The following is a 15,826-nucleotide window of genomic DNA, read 5'->3' on the forward strand; positions in this document are numbered from 1 at the left end:
CACTTTACAGCAGCAACAAAAATGAAAGAAACAGCGTTAATTTCCCCAAACACTTTTTAATCACTCAACATATTTTTTCATGAAAGAGCTAAGAAACTTTTTTATAGTGTTACTTCCGGTGGTTTTTCTCTGTCAGACAGTGCAGGCTCAGGCCGAAGACCCTCCAGGATGGGATTTTCCGGAAGACAAAGAAAAGAACCAGATAGCCCGCACCAAGAATGCCCTCTATACCGATGCACTCAAACTAGAGCAATACGAGGAGGCTAAAAACCACCTTTACTGGCTGTTGGTAAACAACCCGGAACTGAACGAATCTATTTATATTAACGGAATAAAAATCTATGAGACCCTTTCGGAAGAAAGTCAGGATCCGGAGCAGAAAGCTGTATATGCCGATTCTGTTATGAAACTGTACGACCTTCGGCTAAAATACTTTAATGAAAAAGAAGACGTACTGAACAGGAAGGCCTTTAGTGCCTATAAATTGTGGCGCGACCAGGAAGAGCGTTACGAAGACTTATACCGCATTATGCAGGAAGCCTTTAGCGCAAGTGGAGAACAGTTCTGGCCGCAAAATGCAGTGGCCTACATGGATGCCGCCCGTCGCTTTAAATCATCCGGCGGCGAGTTATCCGACATGGAAGTGATCAACCTCTACGACTCACTCGATGGAATACTGGCACAACAGGAAAAGACCAGCCAGGACAGTGAAACGGTTAAAGCCTTAAGGGACCAGCTCGATAATATATTAGCTGCCACTATTTCTGCCAGCTGCGAAGATATTGAAAAAAACCTTGGCAGCATGCTGAAAGAAAGGCCGGAAGATATTAAACTAGCCAAAGTAATTATTAAACTCTCATTTGCCTCCCAGTGTACCGATTCGCCCCTCTTTACACAGGCAGTACGGCTCGTGCAGGAAAAAGAACCTTCGGTGGGCCTGGCAAAACTTTTAGCCACCAAGGCTGCGGAGGCAGGCGAATTCGATGTAGCCATTCAGTCCTATGAGAATGCCATCTCCCTTACGGAAGATCCGCTGGAAAAAGCACAGCTTTATGTTGGGCTTGCCGAAATCTACTCCCGCCAGGGTAACAGAAGTGCTGCCAGGCAACAGGCCATGAAGGCCCTGGAATTTGACCCGAGCCTTAACTCAGTGTATACCTTCATTGGCAACCTATACTTCAATAGCTATGAACAATGCCGCAAAGGTCAGAGCCAGGTCGAAGACCGCCTGGTATTTATAGCAGCTTATGACATGTACCAGAAGGCGGGTAATACTGAAATGATGGCCAAAGCCAGGGAGCAGTTTCCTACAGTCACCATGCTCTTCGAAGATAACCTCCAGGCCGGGGAGCAAATGACCCTTGGCTGCTGGATTAACCGGACCGTTACGCTGCAGGCAGCACCAAAGTAAAGCGGTTATCCCCCACTTATCAGGGCCCGGCTGCATAGTTGCAGTCCGGGCTTTTTACTTATCCTGCCCAATTTTCCGGCCTCATCTCCTTAATCCATAAAATATTTAGTACTTTTCAGCGTACTTGTAGCGGATTCCACAACAAGCCCGTATTTATCGATTTGATGATCAATCCATTTAAAGAATCAGCTGAAAGCAGCCTGTACCAGCATAAAAATACCGTTAAGTTTATTGTACTGCTTATTGCCGCCATTATTGTAGTGGTCTCTATCTACTACAATAATTTTATAGTGAACCACCTGAAGTCGCGGGAAAAGCAGTCGATTGAGCTGTTTGCCAGAGCTACCGAATTCCTGGTCCAGCAGGGCGATGAGGCCAATGTAACCTTTATCAATGAGTATATCATCAAGACCAACGTAACGATACCGGTTATCCTGACAGACCAGGTTGGAGAACCCACAGGTGCCTTTCGTAACCTGGATATTGATGAAAGCAAGTCTTCCGAAGAGTTGCTGCAGCTGTTAAGAGAAGAGGTAGCGGAGATGAAGGAAGAAAATGAACCCATCCCCATTGTGTACCGGAACAGCCTCGGTGAAATTGAAAATTTTGAGTACATCTACTACCAGAACTCCGATCTGCTGCGCCAGTTGAATTACTACCCCTACATTCAACTGGCTATTATTCTCCTCTTTGCTGGCCTCACCTACCTGGCCTTCAGCTACAGCCGCACCGCTGAGCAGAACCGGGTTTGGGTTGGACTGGCAAAAGAAACAGCCCATCAGCTGGGTACTCCTCTCTCCTCCTTAATGGCCTGGCTCGAATACCTCCAGGCCGATGAGCGTACGCAGGGTCATGAAGCGGTTGCCGAAATGGGGAAAGATGTGGAGAAGCTGCTAATGATTACCGAGCGCTTTTCCAATATTGGATCTGTTCCCGTACTGGAGTCTACCGATGTATATGAAGTCATTCAGCAGTCTGTCAGTTACCTCCAAAGGCGCATTTCTACCAAAGTAAAGTTCACTATTAGTACAGTAGGGAAAGATATAGAAGCTCAAATAAACCGCCCGCTCTTTAACTGGGTTATTGAAAACCTCTGTAAAAATGCGGTCGATGCTATGAGCGGTATCGGGCAAATTGATATCAGAATAATGCGGGGCAGCGGGCAGTTCATTATTATCGATATTACCGATAACGGAAAAGGAATGAGCAAGGCTAATGCAAAAAAGGTATTTCAGCCTGGCTTTACCACCAAAAAGCGGGGCTGGGGACTTGGCCTAACGCTGGCAAAACGCATTATCGAGAACTACCACCGGGGCCGCATTTTTGTAAAGCACACCGAACCCGATGAAGGAAGCACCTTCCGGATTATGCTCCGTGCTTAAAACCAGCAGGTGAGCAGCAACTACAAACGATTGAAAGGCTTTTAGCTGCAGAAAAAACCTTTTTTGATGGCAGGATGAAAGGATTCGCAAATAAAAACAAATACTTGGCTTTAATAGTATTTTACCTTAGCTTTGCAGACTGAAATTGTACGCTGATAACCCTTCTTAAACAAACAAAATGGCAAATATTGGCAAAATAACACAGGTAATCGGCCCTGTGGTAGACGTTAGCTTCGAGACCGAAGGCGCCAAATTACCGAATATATTAGACGCCCTAACGGTAACTAAAGCAAATGGCCAGGTAGTAGTACTTGAGTGCCAGCAGCACCTTGGCGAAGATCGCGTTCGTACCATTGCAATGGACTCTACTGAAGGCCTTGTAAGAAGCATGGACGTAACCGACACAGGCGCCCCTATCCAAATGCCTGTAGGCGAAGACATTAAAGGTCGTCTTTTTAATGTAGTAGGCGAAGCAATTGATGGTATTCCGCAGCCAAAAGGCGAGAGAAGTCTGCCAATACACCGCTCGGCTCCTAAATTCGAAGACCTTTCTACCTCTACGGAAATCCTGTATACCGGTATTAAAGTAATTGACCTTATCGAACCTTATGTAAAAGGTGGTAAAATTGGTCTTTTCGGTGGTGCCGGTGTAGGTAAAACCGTATTGATTCAGGAACTGATCAACAACATTGCCAAGGCCTACTCTGGTCTATCTGTTTTTGCAGGTGTAGGTGAGCGTACCCGCGAAGGAAATGACCTTCTTCGCGAAATGATTGAATCCGGCATTGTTAAATATGGCGATGAATTCCTTCATTCAATGGAAGAAGGTGGTTGGGATCTTTCTAAAGTTGACCCTAATGCCCTGAAGGAATCTCAGGCAACCTTTATATTCGGACAAATGAACGAGCCTCCGGGTGCCCGTGCCCGCGTAGCCCTTTCCGGTCTTACCGTAGCAGAATACTTCCGCGATGGTGATGGCAGTGGAAAAGGACGCGACATTCTGTTCTTTATCGACAATATTTTCCGCTTTACCCAGGCAGGCTCCGAGGTATCGGCCCTCTTAGGTCGTATGCCATCGGCGGTAGGTTACCAGCCAACGCTGGCAACAGAAATGGGTGCCATGCAGGAGCGTATTTCCTCTACAAAAACAGGTTCCATTACTTCGGTTCAGGCCGTTTATGTACCTGCGGATGACTTGACGGACCCTGCTCCGGCTACAACCTTTGCGCACCTTGATGCCACTACGGTATTGTCGCGTAAAATTGCCGAGCTTGGCATCTATCCTGCTGTAGACCCTCTGGACTCTACCTCCCGCATCCTGTCTCCCGATGTTATCGGCGATGAACATTATAACTGTGCTCAGCGTGTAAAAGAACTTCTGCAGCGTTACAAGGAGCTTCAGGATATTATTGCTATTCTTGGTATGGACGAACTTTCTGAGGAAGATAAGCAGGTGGTACACCGTGCCCGTCGTGTACAGCGCTTCCTGAGCCAGCCATTCCACGTAGCAGAGCAGTTTACAGGCCTTAAAGGGGTACTTGTAGATATTAAAGATACCATTAAGGGCTTTAATATGATTATGGATGGTGAGCTTGACCACCTTCCGGAAGGTGCCTTTAACCTTGTTGGCAGCATTGAAGATGCCATTGCCAAGGGCGAGAAAATGATGGCCGAAGCCTAATAGTAATGAGTAGTAAGTATTGAGTATTGAGACTAAAGCCTTTTTTATTTAGTAATTCCATACTTAATACTTTAAACTAAATACCGCAGCGGCGGACTGTCCTATACTCAATATCCAACACGAAAGGCATGTATTTAGAAATCATAACACCCGATAAAAAAGTCTTCCAGGGAGAGGTGGATAGCGCAACTTTTCCTGGCACTAAAGGCTCTTTTCAGGTTTTAAATAATCACGCTCCGCTCATTAGCACGCTTGCGCAGGGCAAAGTTACTTATGTAAGCAAGGCGGAAGGAACTCATACCCTCCAGGTGGATGGCGGAGTAGTGGAAGTACTCAACAATAAAATTTCGGTACTGGCTGAACGCATTATTGAGTAAGGCCAAAACATACTTATAAAAAAGCCTGCTGTATCTCATAGGATGCAGCAGGCTTTTTTTGTCTCCCTTCTCAAGCCGATTTCAACCCAGCTTAAAACAGTAAAAACAGATAAGCAGCACAAAGAGAAGGAGAAAAAAGGTCAATCAGAAAAGATTCCTATGAAAAGGCCCGGGCGTCCGGCAATTCAATCACCTGACCTGGATAGATTTCATCCGGGTTCTTGATACAGTTTTTATTTGCCTCATAAATGATTTTCCATTTGGCAGCTTCGCCATAATGGTCCTTGGCAATCTTCGACAAGGAATCGCCCTGCTGAATTTCATAATATAGACGAGAGGGCGCCGGTGCACGATCTTTAGATCTGAAGTTTCTGTAGCCCGGCTTTAAATGACTGGAACCGGCCTCCATTTCATGTCTTCCGATGATGGGAAACTCCCCTGTAGAATTATTCTTTTTCTGCTGCATATCCATTTTCCTTCCCATTAAAAAATTAAACAACCTCATCATTTACCTCCTTTCTTTCTCTGGGCAAACCCAGTACAACCAATATTATTCTACAATATAACATTATTACAGATTAATAAGCAACTTTTTTCAAATAATACAGAATAAAAAATGTGATTCAGAAAATTTATCTACGGAAAATACTGCCGATCCGGCTAAAAAGTTTTCTCTCAAAATTCCAGAAAAAGCGATACTGTCCAAATAAGAATCCCCAGCCCAGCAATAAGAGCTGGTATATGGGCAATATGGTACAACAATAATACAACGATCGTAACCAAAAAGGAGTTTCATCGGTAACTCCTGCCAGTGCGTATAAAGGCTCTTTCAGAAATAAAACAGAAAAGCCTGTACAGGCAAAGGTTAACAGAACGAACAGTACCTGCCAGCCACTTTTGAGCTGCCATCGATCCTGAAGTTTCTGTGCCCAGCCGGGCGGGCGATTGTTTAGCTGAGACATAAATAAGAAATTATTTCCGCGCATTCAGAAAGAAAAAGCCTGGAACGCAGGAAAGGCAATAAGTAATGTTACCACTATAGAAAATTCCGGCAGCAGGTTCCTCCGGACATTCCTTGTATCAGTACATTCTATCGATATTCTTGAGCTTGATATTCTGCTCCTCCAGTACCAGGAACTGCTCCCAGAACTCATTATCCGGAAGCCCTGCGCGGATGAATAAGGGCTCTTTTTTTACCGGGTGTTCGAATTTTAGGTTCTTCGCATGAAGATTTATACTTCCGTCGGTATTAGGTTTGGAAAACCCGTACTTAACATCGCCACGGATGGGGCAGTTCATCGCTGCCAGCTGCACTCTAATTTGATGTGGCCGGCCGGTAAGCGGTCGCACTTCTAAAAGAAAATGATCATTCAGCTTACCCAGCACTTTATATTCCAGCTCGGCACGTTTAGCTCCTTCCACCTCCGTATCGTGAGCAGTGCTTACATTCCGGGCAGGATCTTTGGTTAACCAGTGCACGAGCCTCCCTTCTGCATAACGAGGCTTTTTCTTTACCACAGCCCAGTACACCTTATGCACATCCTTTTCTCTGAACTTCTTGTTCATGCGCTCCAGCGCTTTGGAGGTTTTTGCCAGCACCACGGCACCGCTTACCGGCCGGTCGATTCGGTGTACTACACCGCAAAAAATATTACCCGGCTTATTATACTTTTCTCGCAACCAGTCCTTCGCATAATCAGTCAGCGTTTTATCGCCGGTCTGGTCACCCTGCACCAGCACTCCTGCCTTTTTATTGACAATGAGCAAATGATTATCTTCGTATATAACTGTAAATGGCTCTTGTTCCATAGCTTTATTTTAAAAAGGCAAAATTACGCATAAAAATTAACAAGCGGTAAGGAGCCCGGAAAGCCCCTGCCTGAAAAAGATCTCAGGTCCCTCCACAATAGCAACTCCTGTACTTCCTGCCTGCTGCATGATTGTAACTGCAACTTCTCCAAAGAACAAGATCATAAAGGCATTCAACAGCCGGAAAAGCTTTATCTGTACAGCTTTATAAGCTGGGAGTCTAAAGCCTGAGGTTCCCCGTTTAGGCTGAGCCCTTCCATTTCCGTAACAGCCGGGCAACATTCCGACGGCTCCACCCGCCTTAGCTGTACATTTATCGTATCTGTTTTCCCCAGGGCGCTGACATACAGTTCCTCATGGAGCTCATGATGTAAATAAACCAGCACCCCCTGAGGTTCAATTGAAAATTCAACAGACTCCCTGGTCCCATCAGTTAAATAAAATACTTCAATATCCTCTTCGGAAATTTGTGCCTCGCTTCCCAGCACTAAATCCTCTCCACTTTCATCCGATTTAATCGTAAAATAAAAGAAATCTTCCGAAAGGCATTCCAGCCCGCTACACGGATCTGAACAGGCATAAAAGAACGGCAGGAGAAGAAACAACTTCAGCTTTTTCATGTGGTTATGGAGATAAAGAGGTGGTAGAGGAATCTTCTATTTTAACAGTCTGCTCAGGCTGTTTATTACTTTTCTCGTGCAGAATATTATTATTTGGCAGGTCAAAGATTAGTCGCCCTTTACTGTGTACATCATTCTTACATACCCTCCTGAAAAAGCATAAAAAAAGCCGCCGAAAGCAATTTCGGCGGCTTTGTGGGCCCTACTGGATTCGAACCAGTGACCCTCTGCTTGTAAGGCAGATGCTCTGAACCAGCTGAGCTAAGAGCCCGAGAAGAATACTTTGAAATTTGTGGGCCCTACTGGATTCGAACCAGTGACCCTCTGCTTGTAAGGCAGATGCTCTGAACCAGCTGAGCTAAGAGCCCTTTCAAATCTTCCCTAATGGGAATGCAAATGTAGCAAAGGATTTCATTTGCGCAAACACTATATTCAAAATAAATAAAAAAAATATAGTTGCTCCCGACGGCAAGGAGGAGCATTTTCATTCGTTAGACAAATACTCTCAAACCTTAAGTAATTAAAGGCGAAAACTTTATCTTTGCTCCCATGGGGTTAAAGCGTATTTACCGTTTTTTTGTATCGCTGCTACTTGGGCTTATCCTGCTCGTTTTGGCAGCCTTTACCTTTGTGCATTTGTATCAGGATGAGATTGTTGCGCTCTTCATTCGCCAGGCCAACCAGTATATCAATACCCCTGTGCAGACAGATAAGGTTTCTGTTTCGCTTTTTACCAAGTTCCCCGATGCCGCCATTAGCCTTGAGAATGTAAGGATACAGGAAGGCTTTGCCGGCAGTGAAGAATCCCTGGCAGTTGCCGACAGAATTTATTTTACCTTTAGCTTACTGGATCTCATTCACAAGGAATATAAAATCAGGGAAGTATATCTTGAAGATGCAGAAATAAACCTTCGGGTGAGGGCAGATGGCTCAGTCAACTACGAAGTAATCAGCAATCAGAAGAAAGACTCCACCTCCATTAATAAGGGACTGGCTTTTGATATTGAAGGGATCCGCCTCCTTAATGTAAAGGTAAATTACAGCGACCTCCGGAATGAACAGCTGCACCGGCTACTCGCAAAAAACGTAGAGGCAAGCCTGCAGATAAAAGAACCCGTTTATACCATTGCACTGGCCGGTAAGCTCCACACCTATGAAATTAAAAGCAGCGATCGCCTCTTTTTCCAGGAGCAGGAAGTGGAGCTCGATACCCGCTTTACCTACCATACCGAATTGGAGCAACTCCGGTTCGAACCATCAAACTTATTAGTAGGCTCCTCTGCCTTTCAGCTTAAAGGAACAATCAGCACGCTGGAGGATGTGTTGCTGGACCTCAGTATTGAAACGCCGCAAACAGATTTCCAGACCCTGGCTGCCATCCTGCCGGCAGAGTATACCAAAGAAATACGGACCTACCGAAGTAAGGGTGAATTAAAGCTCATAGGCAAAGTACAGGGGACTTACAGCACCTCCTCCATGCCTGCCATTACCGTAGACTTCAGTGCCCGGGAAGCCTCCTTTTTCCACCCAGATTATGGACAGGCACTGGAAAGCATCACCCTAAATGGGCGCTATACCAATGGCGAATCCCGCAACAACCGCAGTTCCAGCCTCCAGATTGACCACCTCCAGGCAAGCCTCAACGATAAACCAATAAACGGTTCGCTCGTCCTTCGCAATTTCGACGACTACCACCTTACCTTTAAAACAAAATCTCAGCTGGACGCTACCTCTTTATTAACATTTTATCCCCTGGAAAATGTACAGGAAGCCGGAGGAATGATCGATATAGACATTAGTTTCGCTGGTCGCCTCAAGGACCTGGAAAAGGCTGGCAGTATGCAAAAGGTTAAAGCCGAAGGAGAAATTATGGTCCGGGATCTTAATTTTAAGTTAACGAACACTTCTTACCCTGTCCGGAATTTAAACGGCAGCCTTATTTTCAATAATAATGACCTGGCGCTGAGCGACCTCAGCGGTTATGCAGGCAAAAGTTCCTTTGTTATCAACGGGCTCTTCAAAAATATTTTCTCCTATCTCCTGCTCGATAATCAACCCCTTACCATAGAAGCTGATCTGCAGTCAGATAATCTCGATCTCGATGAGCTGCTTACGGATGCTCAGGCAGAAGATACGGCTACTGCAAATGAAGGAGATCATTTTTATGCTTTTGACATCCGCCCGAACACCAACTTGTATTTTAACTGTAAGGTGGCCAGGCTAAAATTCGACCGCTTTAAAGCCAAAAATGTATCCGGAGAGTTAAGGGTAGCGAATGGGGTAGCAAGAGCTAAAAATGTACGCCTCGAGGCTTCCGGCGGCAGCATGGCTATTAACGGCCAGGTAGATGCCCGTAAAGATGACCTGCTGGACGTGAAAGTAGAGGCCCGCTTCAATAACATATATGTTGACAGTACCTTCTGGATCTTTAGGAATTTTAACCAGAACTTCCTCACTCACCATAACTTAAAAGGCAGGGTTACGGCCAATGTTTCTTCCACTATGGCCTTCGATAAGAAGTTGCGGTTTAAATACGACCAGCTCCTTGTAAATGCTAACGCAAGTATTGTAGACGGACAGTTAAGAGAGTTTGAGCCTATGCAAAATCTGTCGACTTTTATTAAGGAAGACCGCCTGGCCGATATAAGCTTTTCTGAAATTACGAGCAATATCCAGGTTCGTAACCAGACCATTTACTTACCTGAGACCATTATCCGCTCCGACATTAGTGCAGTTACTATAAGGGGCGACCACACCTTCGATCAGCACATCGATTACCATGTTAAAGTGCCTGTTCAGACCCTTTTAACAGGGAAAAGGAGAGAAATGCCTGCTTCCGCCATGAGCCAGGAAGGGAACGGGATGCACCTCTTTCTGCACATAAAAGGAACAACCGACGATTATACCATTGCCTATGATGCCAATGCGGTAAAAAAAGAGATTGTAAAGGATATCCGGCAGGAAGGAAAAGAGCTAAAAGAAGCCATTCAGAATAAAACAGCCCGTACTCGTGAAGCAGTGGTGCCAGACGAAGAAGAATACTTCGACTGGTAACATTTTCGTTGGTAAAAAGTTATTTTTTTTTAACTGTAACCTTGTTCTGCTTTTCGAGGTAGAATAGATACTACTTTTTTAACTATCGAACATGGCGGGCGGAAATAGATTGTTTCTTATTTTTTTAGGAATCCTGATTGCTATCCCTGCCCTGTCTGTAGCTCAACAGGTTTCAATTAATGGCTTTGTGAAAGATGCTAACAGCGGGGAGGTATTACCAGGTGCGAATATATTTGTGCTGGCAACAAATAAAGGCACCGTAAGTAATTTAGAGGGGCAATACGAGCTGAAGGTACCTAAAGGAAAGTCAACGCGTTTGCGCGTTTCCTATATGGGGTATAGCCCCCGTTATGTAGATCTGCTTTGCTGGCGCGACACCAGCCTCCACATTCAACTCAGTCCCATTCAGCAACAGCTTCAGGAAATTGTAGTAGAAGCCAGTACGGCAGCCAATCGCTTTAGCAGCGGCCTTATGAACGTATCTTATCTTTCTCCGGAGGATATTCAATCGACAGTAGGCTTTTTAGGTGAATCGGACGTCATAAAAGTACTTCAGCTAAAACCGGGTATCCAAAGCGGCAGTGAAGGGAGCAATGGCTTTTTTGTAAGAGGAGGCCAGGCCGACCAGAACCTGATTCTGCTCGATGGCGCCCCGGTATACAACCCCTCCCACCTGTTTGGCATGTTCAGCCTTTTCAGCAGCGATGCCATTGAAGATGTTAAGCTTTATAAAGGCGGATTCCCCGCCCGTTTCGGTGGCCGTATTGCTTCTGTAATGGATATCGATATCCGCCCGGGCAATAAACAGGAGTTAAAAGTGAAGGGAGGCACCGGTCTTATCAGCTCTCGCCTCACCATAGAAGGGCCCCTGCTCAAAAATAAAGTATCCTGGCTGTTTTCTGCCCGCCGCACCTATTTCGACCTCATTACCAGCAAAATCAACGAAGCCCATGCAGGAGAAGTAGGTTACCAACCTATTCCAGATTATTTTTTTTATGATCTGAACGGGAAAATCCATGCCCAACTGGGTCCAAAAGACCAGCTTTCTTTAACGGCTTACACCGGTAATGATCGCTTCGACTTCAGAACGGACAGGCTTGGCTTTAAATTTCTTTGGGGCAACAGGGTGGGTTCTTTACAGTGGAAGCATGCTTATAATGAAAAGCTCTTCCACAACCTGCAGGCCACCTACTCCAGCTATCAGTACAGAGTCCGTAACACCTATTACGACTTCGATCGGACCATGGGCTCAGGCATTAACGACCTTAACCTGAAAAGCAGCTTCGAATATCTCCTCAGCGATAGCCATACTCTTACTTTTGGCCTCCAGTATACTCATCACACATTCGATGTGCTCCGGGTGCAGGCAGAAGATCCTGAAGCTGCACTACAATTTAGGGGAGGCAAAAAAGATCAGGTACTGGCTCATGAGGCAGGGATATTTGTTTCAGATACCTGGAAAATCACCGATCGATGGACAGTAGATGCCGGCCTCCGCTTATCAGCTTTTGAAGTACCGGAGTACCTGAAGAAAAATGAGGAAAAAGCCGGAGAGCGGCACTATGGTATAGAGCCAAGGTTCAGCACCCGCTTTCAGGCAAGTGAACAACTGGCACTTAAAGCCAGCTACAGTAAAGCCAATCAGTATGTTCACCTGGTAAGTAGCTCAGGAGCTTCCCTTCCCAGCAACTTCTGGTACCCTTCCAACAAACAAATTCTTCCACAAATCGCTGAGCAGTATGCTGTAGGGAGTGACCTGTTACTTGGTCAAGGCTCCTACCTCCTTAGTAATGAAATTTATTATCGCCCTATGCAAAACCAAATCGATTTCCGCGATGGCGCAGAATTAGGAAGTCCCAACGCAATGGAAGATCTGGTTTTCGGCAAAGGCTGGGCGTATGGGAATGAATTTTACATCGAGAAAAAGAAAGGAAAGACTAGCGGGTGGATCGGCTATACGATTTCATGGTCCAACCGGCAGTTCGAAGATATAAACGGAGGCAGGGCTTTCCCCTCTTCGCACGACCGCAGGCATGATTTTACAGTGGTTCTAAGCCAGGAACTGAGCCGGCGCCTTTCCTTCAATGCCAACTGGATTTACTGCACCGGCAATGTAACCACCCTCCCTGAAGCCCGCGTGCTGCTGCAGGACCAGAATGGATCTAATCCTACCATTGTACCTGTCTATTCCGAGCGCAACTCTTACCGGCTTGACAGTTACCACCGCCTTGACATGGGACTTGTATACCAGCTGCAGCCCAGCTGGGGAGAGGCCGATATACGGATGGGAATATACAATGTATACAACAGGCGCAATCCGTATTTTATTTATTTTGAAGAGGAAGATACAGAGGCGGGTGAAGGAATTAATTTCGCCGCCAAACAATTATCGCTCTTTCCCATTCTTCCTTCCATCAGCTTTAACTATAGTTTTTAATTTAATATGCTCAATAACTACTCTCCATACCGGCTCCTATTGTTACTCCTCCCTTTTACCTTTTTCGCCTGCGAAATGAAACAGGATGTAGAGCTAGACCTTCCTGCAGCGGAACAGCAGTTGATTGTGGAGTGTTACCTCGAGCCCGGGGGCCAGTATAAGGCCCTGGTCACCAAGAGTCTTAGCTTTTTTGAGTCGACTCAGCTCGAAGGAGTTGACACTGCTCAAATAGTTATTTCGAGCGGCGATAAAGAAATTAAACTACAGAACCTCCGGCATGCAGATACCCTCAATAAAAAGGTGTATAATTATTGGCATCCGAAGGAGGTTAAGTATGAGGAAGGAAAGGAGTACCAAATTAGTATTTCCTTTGATAATGAAATTAAAGTAAGTGGAAAAACCCGCTTTTTACCCATAGCCCCTATACTAAAAGTCTATCCTGAACTAAGAACTGATACAACCGCAGCTTTATTTGTAGAGATTGAAGACAATCCAAGGGAGGAAAATTATTACCGGGTAGTCATAAAATCCCCTAATCCACAAATCCCCCCCACTTATGATAAGGTTTGGGCGGATGATAATAGTAATCGAAAGTTTACGGTCAAAACTCCTGTTATATTTAAAATGGGATGGAAAGTAGCCGTAAATGTTTACCACATCGATAAGAAGTACTACAACTTCCTAAAATCAAGTCAGCAGGCGAGGGACGCCAACTATAATCCCTTTATGCAGCCTGCCACCATCGAATCGACACTTGATGGCGCCACCGGTGTATTTACAGCTATTAGCCTCAGCAGCGATACCGTGGTAATAGAGTAAGTAAAGGGTCTACCTTACTTGCACTCTCAGGAAGCAGCAATGTTTAAAAACTCATTAAAAGGCTGAGCCGCCTTAAAAGTCTCCACTACTTCATGGGTAAGGATATCACTTTTTACTTCCTCGTCGCTCAACTTGCGGATGGCCAAATAGCTCTTGAGCTTTAGAAACTCAATATTAGGATGGTCGACAGGGTAGCCCTTAGGCGCCCTGCTGAGCTTCTCCCCCTGAATACTGCCAAAATACTGCTGAAATCTTTTTTCAGTAATAATTTCTTTTAACTCACCGGCATTATAGTCGATTTCCTGCCGAACCTTTTTTAGCTGTTCGCCCGGAGGCTGGTGTAATCCGGTGGCAAGCATACTTTCATTTCCCGGCTGCAGGTGCAGATAATACACCGCCTCCAGCGTTTTACGACCTCCCACGGCCATTACGGCCGAAAACCAGGTTTTATAAGGGGCTTTGTCGGCACTAAAACGAATATCGCGATGAAGCCTGAAAATACAGTCTTTAGCTTCCACCCCTTCCAGGGAAGGATCAAAAGGTTTTAGTTCTTCCAGGATGGCGGCAACAAGCAACGTAAACTGCTCGCGCGCCTGCAGGTATTGCTGCTTGTTAGCTTCCATCCAGTCTTTCTGGTTATTCTCCCTGAGGGCAGAGAGGAAATCAAGTATCTGAGTGGTATCTGCCATAAGGCTTACAAATAGTTAACAACCTCTTCCAGTCCCATGCTGCGGGAGCCTTTAACCAGAAAAGTAGTATCGGTAAACTTCTTGGACTTCAGGTAGTTCAGTAGCATCTCCCTGCTTTCGAAGTGGATAGCATTTGGATTATTATCCATTACCTCAATTATACTGAGGCCACACAACAAAATGCGGTCGAAATGATAACGTGCTAACAGGCGCCCAAGCTCGTGATGCTCCTTAATAGTATCGCTACCCAACTCTTTCATGTCACCAAGAATAACCACTTTCTTTGGCCGCTTTAAGGCCGCAAAATTCTCGATAGCGGCCTTCATTGAGGTAGGATTTGCATTGTAGGCATCCAGTATGATGTAATTACCATTTTCATGCTCAATCAGCTGAGAACGGTTATTACTCGGGCTGTAGCCTGCTACCGCTTCGTTGGCTTTTTTAGTATCTACTTCAAAATACTTTCCGATACAAAGGGCAGCCGCTATATTTTCGAAATTATAAATACCCATTAGTCGGGTAGTAATTTTTTCTCCATTCTCTGCTTTCAGCTCAACAAAAGGATCGGCAGTAATCAGCTCACAATGGTAGTAATCTTCTTTGGCAGGATAATATATGGGGTCCTGAAAGCGCTTGCCCATATTCTCCAGCAGCTCATTACGGGAATTTACAAAGGCTGTACCCTTATGCTCAAGCAAAAACTGGTACAACTCACTTTTGGTCCTGATTACACCGTCGAAGCCTCCAAAACCCTCCAGGTGGGCCTTTCCTATGTTCGTAATGAGTCCATGAGTCGGTTCGGCAATTTCGCAAAGCTCCTGAATATCCTTCAGCTTATTCGCCCCCATCTCCACCACCATTATTTCAGTATCGGCCGGGGCATTTAACAGGGTCAGGGGCACCCCTATGTGGTTATTAAGATTGCCCTTTGTTGCCCAGCACCGATATTTCTGCTGCAGCACGGCAGCAATGAGTTCCTTGGTGGTGGTTTTACCGTTACTTCCTGTAATACCTATTACCGGAATATTCTGCTGGCGGCGGTGGTGATTTGCCAGGAGCTGCAGGGCATTCAGGCTGTCCTCGACCAGTAGAAATCGCTCATCCTTCTGGTATTTTTCATCACTGATAATGGCATATCGGGCGCCTTTCCGCACAGCCTCTTCTGCAAAAGCATTGGCATCGAAGTTTGGCCCTTTCAGCGCCACAAACAGGCATCCTTCGGGTAAATTGCGGGTATCGGTACTTACACCTTTGCAATCTTTATATTTCTCGTATAGTGCTTCTAATTCTTTCTGATTCATGACAATTTATTCCTTCCTGTGTTAAGGTAAGACAGTACACCGTCTTTGCTTCTTTTTCGTTATATTGTTAACACATTTACGGCTATAAGTTATAAACATGCAGCTGCACTTAAAAAAAACTACAGGCATATTCCTTATTTTTTTTCTTTTCTTCTCCACAAAGCTGCTGGCACAGTTTACACCTGCCACTAATATATCCTTAAGTCGTAACGGGCAAAGCCTCTCCATGCCCTGGGGCGGCGGCCT

General features: G+C 45.4%; 13 protein-coding genes and 2 tRNA genes. 7 read left to right on the forward strand and 8 right to left on the reverse strand.

Annotated features, from left to right (window positions below; genetic code table 11):
* Nucleotides 1-79: 79 nt before the first annotated feature.
* The 4 genes from F752_RS24390 to atpC all read left to right on the forward strand — a co-directional run bounded on the left by F752_RS24390 (nucleotide 80) and on the right by atpC (nucleotide 4,851).
* Nucleotides 80-1,411, forward strand: coding sequence for a tetratricopeptide repeat protein (locus F752_RS24390; protein ID WP_017732802.1), 1,332 nt, complete (start codon nucleotides 80-82; stop codon nucleotides 1,409-1,411).
* A 164-nt stretch (nucleotides 1,412-1,575) separates the two neighbouring features.
* Complete coding sequence (locus tag F752_RS0116235) at nucleotides 1,576-2,793, forward strand: sensor histidine kinase (RefSeq protein WP_017732803.1); 1,218 nt, start codon at nucleotides 1,576-1,578, stop codon at nucleotides 2,791-2,793.
* A 178-nt stretch (nucleotides 2,794-2,971) separates the two neighbouring features.
* Nucleotides 2,972-4,474 carry a F0F1 ATP synthase subunit beta gene (atpD, locus tag F752_RS0116240; RefSeq protein ID WP_017732804.1) on the forward strand — a complete coding sequence of 501 codons (1,503 nt, stop codon included), beginning with the start codon at nucleotides 2,972-2,974 and terminating at the stop codon, nucleotides 4,472-4,474.
* A 128-nt stretch (nucleotides 4,475-4,602) separates the two neighbouring features.
* The gene (atpC, locus tag F752_RS0116245) at nucleotides 4,603-4,851 is read left to right on the forward strand and encodes an ATP synthase F1 subunit epsilon (RefSeq protein WP_017732805.1); all 249 of its coding nucleotides are present in this window, start codon (nucleotides 4,603-4,605) and stop codon (nucleotides 4,849-4,851) included.
* A gap of 157 nt (nucleotides 4,852-5,008) precedes the next feature.
* Here atpC and F752_RS25480 read toward each other — a convergent pair whose 3' ends face one another.
* The 6 genes from F752_RS25480 to F752_RS0116280 all read right to left on the reverse strand — a co-directional run bounded on the left by F752_RS25480 (nucleotide 5,009) and on the right by F752_RS0116280 (nucleotide 7,648).
* Complete coding sequence (locus F752_RS25480; protein WP_081604589.1) at nucleotides 5,009-5,323, reverse strand: LysM peptidoglycan-binding domain-containing protein; 315 nt, start codon at nucleotides 5,321-5,323, stop codon at nucleotides 5,009-5,011.
* 160 nt (nucleotides 5,324-5,483) lie between these two features.
* The gene (locus F752_RS26910; RefSeq protein ID WP_017732807.1) at nucleotides 5,484-5,837 is read right to left on the reverse strand and encodes a DUF6787 family protein; all 354 of its coding nucleotides are present in this window, start codon (nucleotides 5,835-5,837) and stop codon (nucleotides 5,484-5,486) included.
* A 94-nt stretch (nucleotides 5,838-5,931) separates the two neighbouring features.
* The gene (locus F752_RS0116260) at nucleotides 5,932-6,660 is read right to left on the reverse strand and encodes an RluA family pseudouridine synthase (RefSeq protein ID WP_017732808.1); all 729 of its coding nucleotides are present in this window, start codon (nucleotides 6,658-6,660) and stop codon (nucleotides 5,932-5,934) included.
* A 191-nt stretch (nucleotides 6,661-6,851) separates the two neighbouring features.
* On the reverse strand, nucleotides 6,852-7,280 hold the full coding sequence (locus F752_RS0116270; protein WP_017732810.1) for a hypothetical protein: 429 nt from the start codon (nucleotides 7,278-7,280) through the stop codon (nucleotides 6,852-6,854).
* A gap of 196 nt (nucleotides 7,281-7,476) precedes the next feature.
* Nucleotides 7,477-7,551 (reverse strand) — tRNA-Val (locus F752_RS0116275).
* A gap of 22 nt (nucleotides 7,552-7,573) precedes the next feature.
* Nucleotides 7,574-7,648, reverse strand: a tRNA-Val gene (locus F752_RS0116280).
* 181 nt (nucleotides 7,649-7,829) lie between these two features.
* Between F752_RS0116280 and F752_RS0116285 the strand changes: the two genes are divergently transcribed.
* The 3 genes from F752_RS0116285 (at nucleotide 7,830) to F752_RS0116295 (ending at nucleotide 13,590) form a co-directional block, all read left to right on the forward strand.
* A complete protein-coding gene (locus tag F752_RS0116285) occupies nucleotides 7,830-10,334 on the forward strand; it encodes an AsmA family protein (RefSeq protein WP_017732811.1) in 2,505 nt (834 codons plus the stop codon).
* Between the two features lie 91 nt (nucleotides 10,335-10,425).
* On the forward strand, nucleotides 10,426-12,771 hold the full coding sequence (locus F752_RS0116290; RefSeq protein WP_017732812.1) for a TonB-dependent receptor: 2,346 nt from the start codon (nucleotides 10,426-10,428) through the stop codon (nucleotides 12,769-12,771).
* 75 nt (nucleotides 12,772-12,846) lie between these two features.
* Entirely contained in the window at nucleotides 12,847-13,590 is a 744-nt protein-coding gene (locus F752_RS0116295) for a DUF4249 domain-containing protein (protein WP_160164125.1), read from the forward strand.
* A gap of 26 nt (nucleotides 13,591-13,616) precedes the next feature.
* Here the strand turns inward: F752_RS0116295 and F752_RS0116300 are convergent, their stop codons facing one another.
* The gene (locus tag F752_RS0116300) at nucleotides 13,617-14,279 is read right to left on the reverse strand and encodes a DUF2461 domain-containing protein (protein ID WP_017732814.1); all 663 of its coding nucleotides are present in this window, start codon (nucleotides 14,277-14,279) and stop codon (nucleotides 13,617-13,619) included.
* 5 nt (nucleotides 14,280-14,284) lie between these two features.
* Nucleotides 14,285-15,580, reverse strand: coding sequence for a UDP-N-acetylmuramoyl-tripeptide--D-alanyl-D-alanine ligase (locus F752_RS0116305; RefSeq protein ID WP_017732815.1), 1,296 nt, complete (start codon nucleotides 15,578-15,580; stop codon nucleotides 14,285-14,287).
* Nucleotides 15,581-15,826: the final 246 nt, after the last annotated feature.

The organism is Nafulsella turpanensis ZLM-10 (genome assembly GCF_000346615.1).
Classification (GTDB): domain Bacteria; phylum Bacteroidota; class Bacteroidia; order Cytophagales; family Cyclobacteriaceae; genus Nafulsella; species Nafulsella turpanensis.

Excerpts from the sequence above, each read along its gene's own strand:
- F752_RS0116295 (WP_160164125.1), top strand. The coding sequence starts at position 12,847 with ATGAAACAGGATGTAGAGCTAGACCTTCCTGCAGCGGAACAGCAGTTG.
- F752_RS0116260 (WP_017732808.1), bottom strand. The coding sequence starts at position 6,660 with ATGGAACAAGAGCCATTTACAGTTATATACGAAGATAATCATTTGCTC.
- F752_RS0116300 (WP_017732814.1), bottom strand. The coding sequence starts at position 14,279 with ATGGCAGATACCACTCAGATACTTGATTTCCTCTCTGCCCTCAGGGAG.
- F752_RS0116305 (WP_017732815.1), bottom strand. The coding sequence starts at position 15,580 with ATGAATCAGAAAGAATTAGAAGCACTATACGAGAAATATAAAGATTGC.
- F752_RS25480 (WP_081604589.1), bottom strand. The coding sequence starts at position 5,323 with ATGGATATGCAGCAGAAAAAGAATAATTCTACAGGGGAGTTTCCCATC.
- atpC (WP_017732805.1), top strand. The coding sequence starts at position 4,603 with ATGTATTTAGAAATCATAACACCCGATAAAAAAGTCTTCCAGGGAGAG.
- atpD (WP_017732804.1), top strand. The coding sequence starts at position 2,972 with ATGGCAAATATTGGCAAAATAACACAGGTAATCGGCCCTGTGGTAGAC.
- F752_RS0116290 (WP_017732812.1), top strand. The coding sequence starts at position 10,426 with ATGGCGGGCGGAAATAGATTGTTTCTTATTTTTTTAGGAATCCTGATT.
- F752_RS26910 (WP_017732807.1), bottom strand. The coding sequence starts at position 5,837 with ATGCGCGGAAATAATTTCTTATTTATGTCTCAGCTAAACAATCGCCCG.
- F752_RS0116285 (WP_017732811.1), top strand. The coding sequence starts at position 7,830 with ATGGGGTTAAAGCGTATTTACCGTTTTTTTGTATCGCTGCTACTTGGG.
- F752_RS24390 (WP_017732802.1), top strand. The coding sequence starts at position 80 with ATGAAAGAGCTAAGAAACTTTTTTATAGTGTTACTTCCGGTGGTTTTT.
- F752_RS0116270 (WP_017732810.1), bottom strand. The coding sequence starts at position 7,280 with ATGAAAAAGCTGAAGTTGTTTCTTCTCCTGCCGTTCTTTTATGCCTGT.
- F752_RS0116235 (WP_017732803.1), top strand. The coding sequence starts at position 1,576 with ATGATCAATCCATTTAAAGAATCAGCTGAAAGCAGCCTGTACCAGCAT.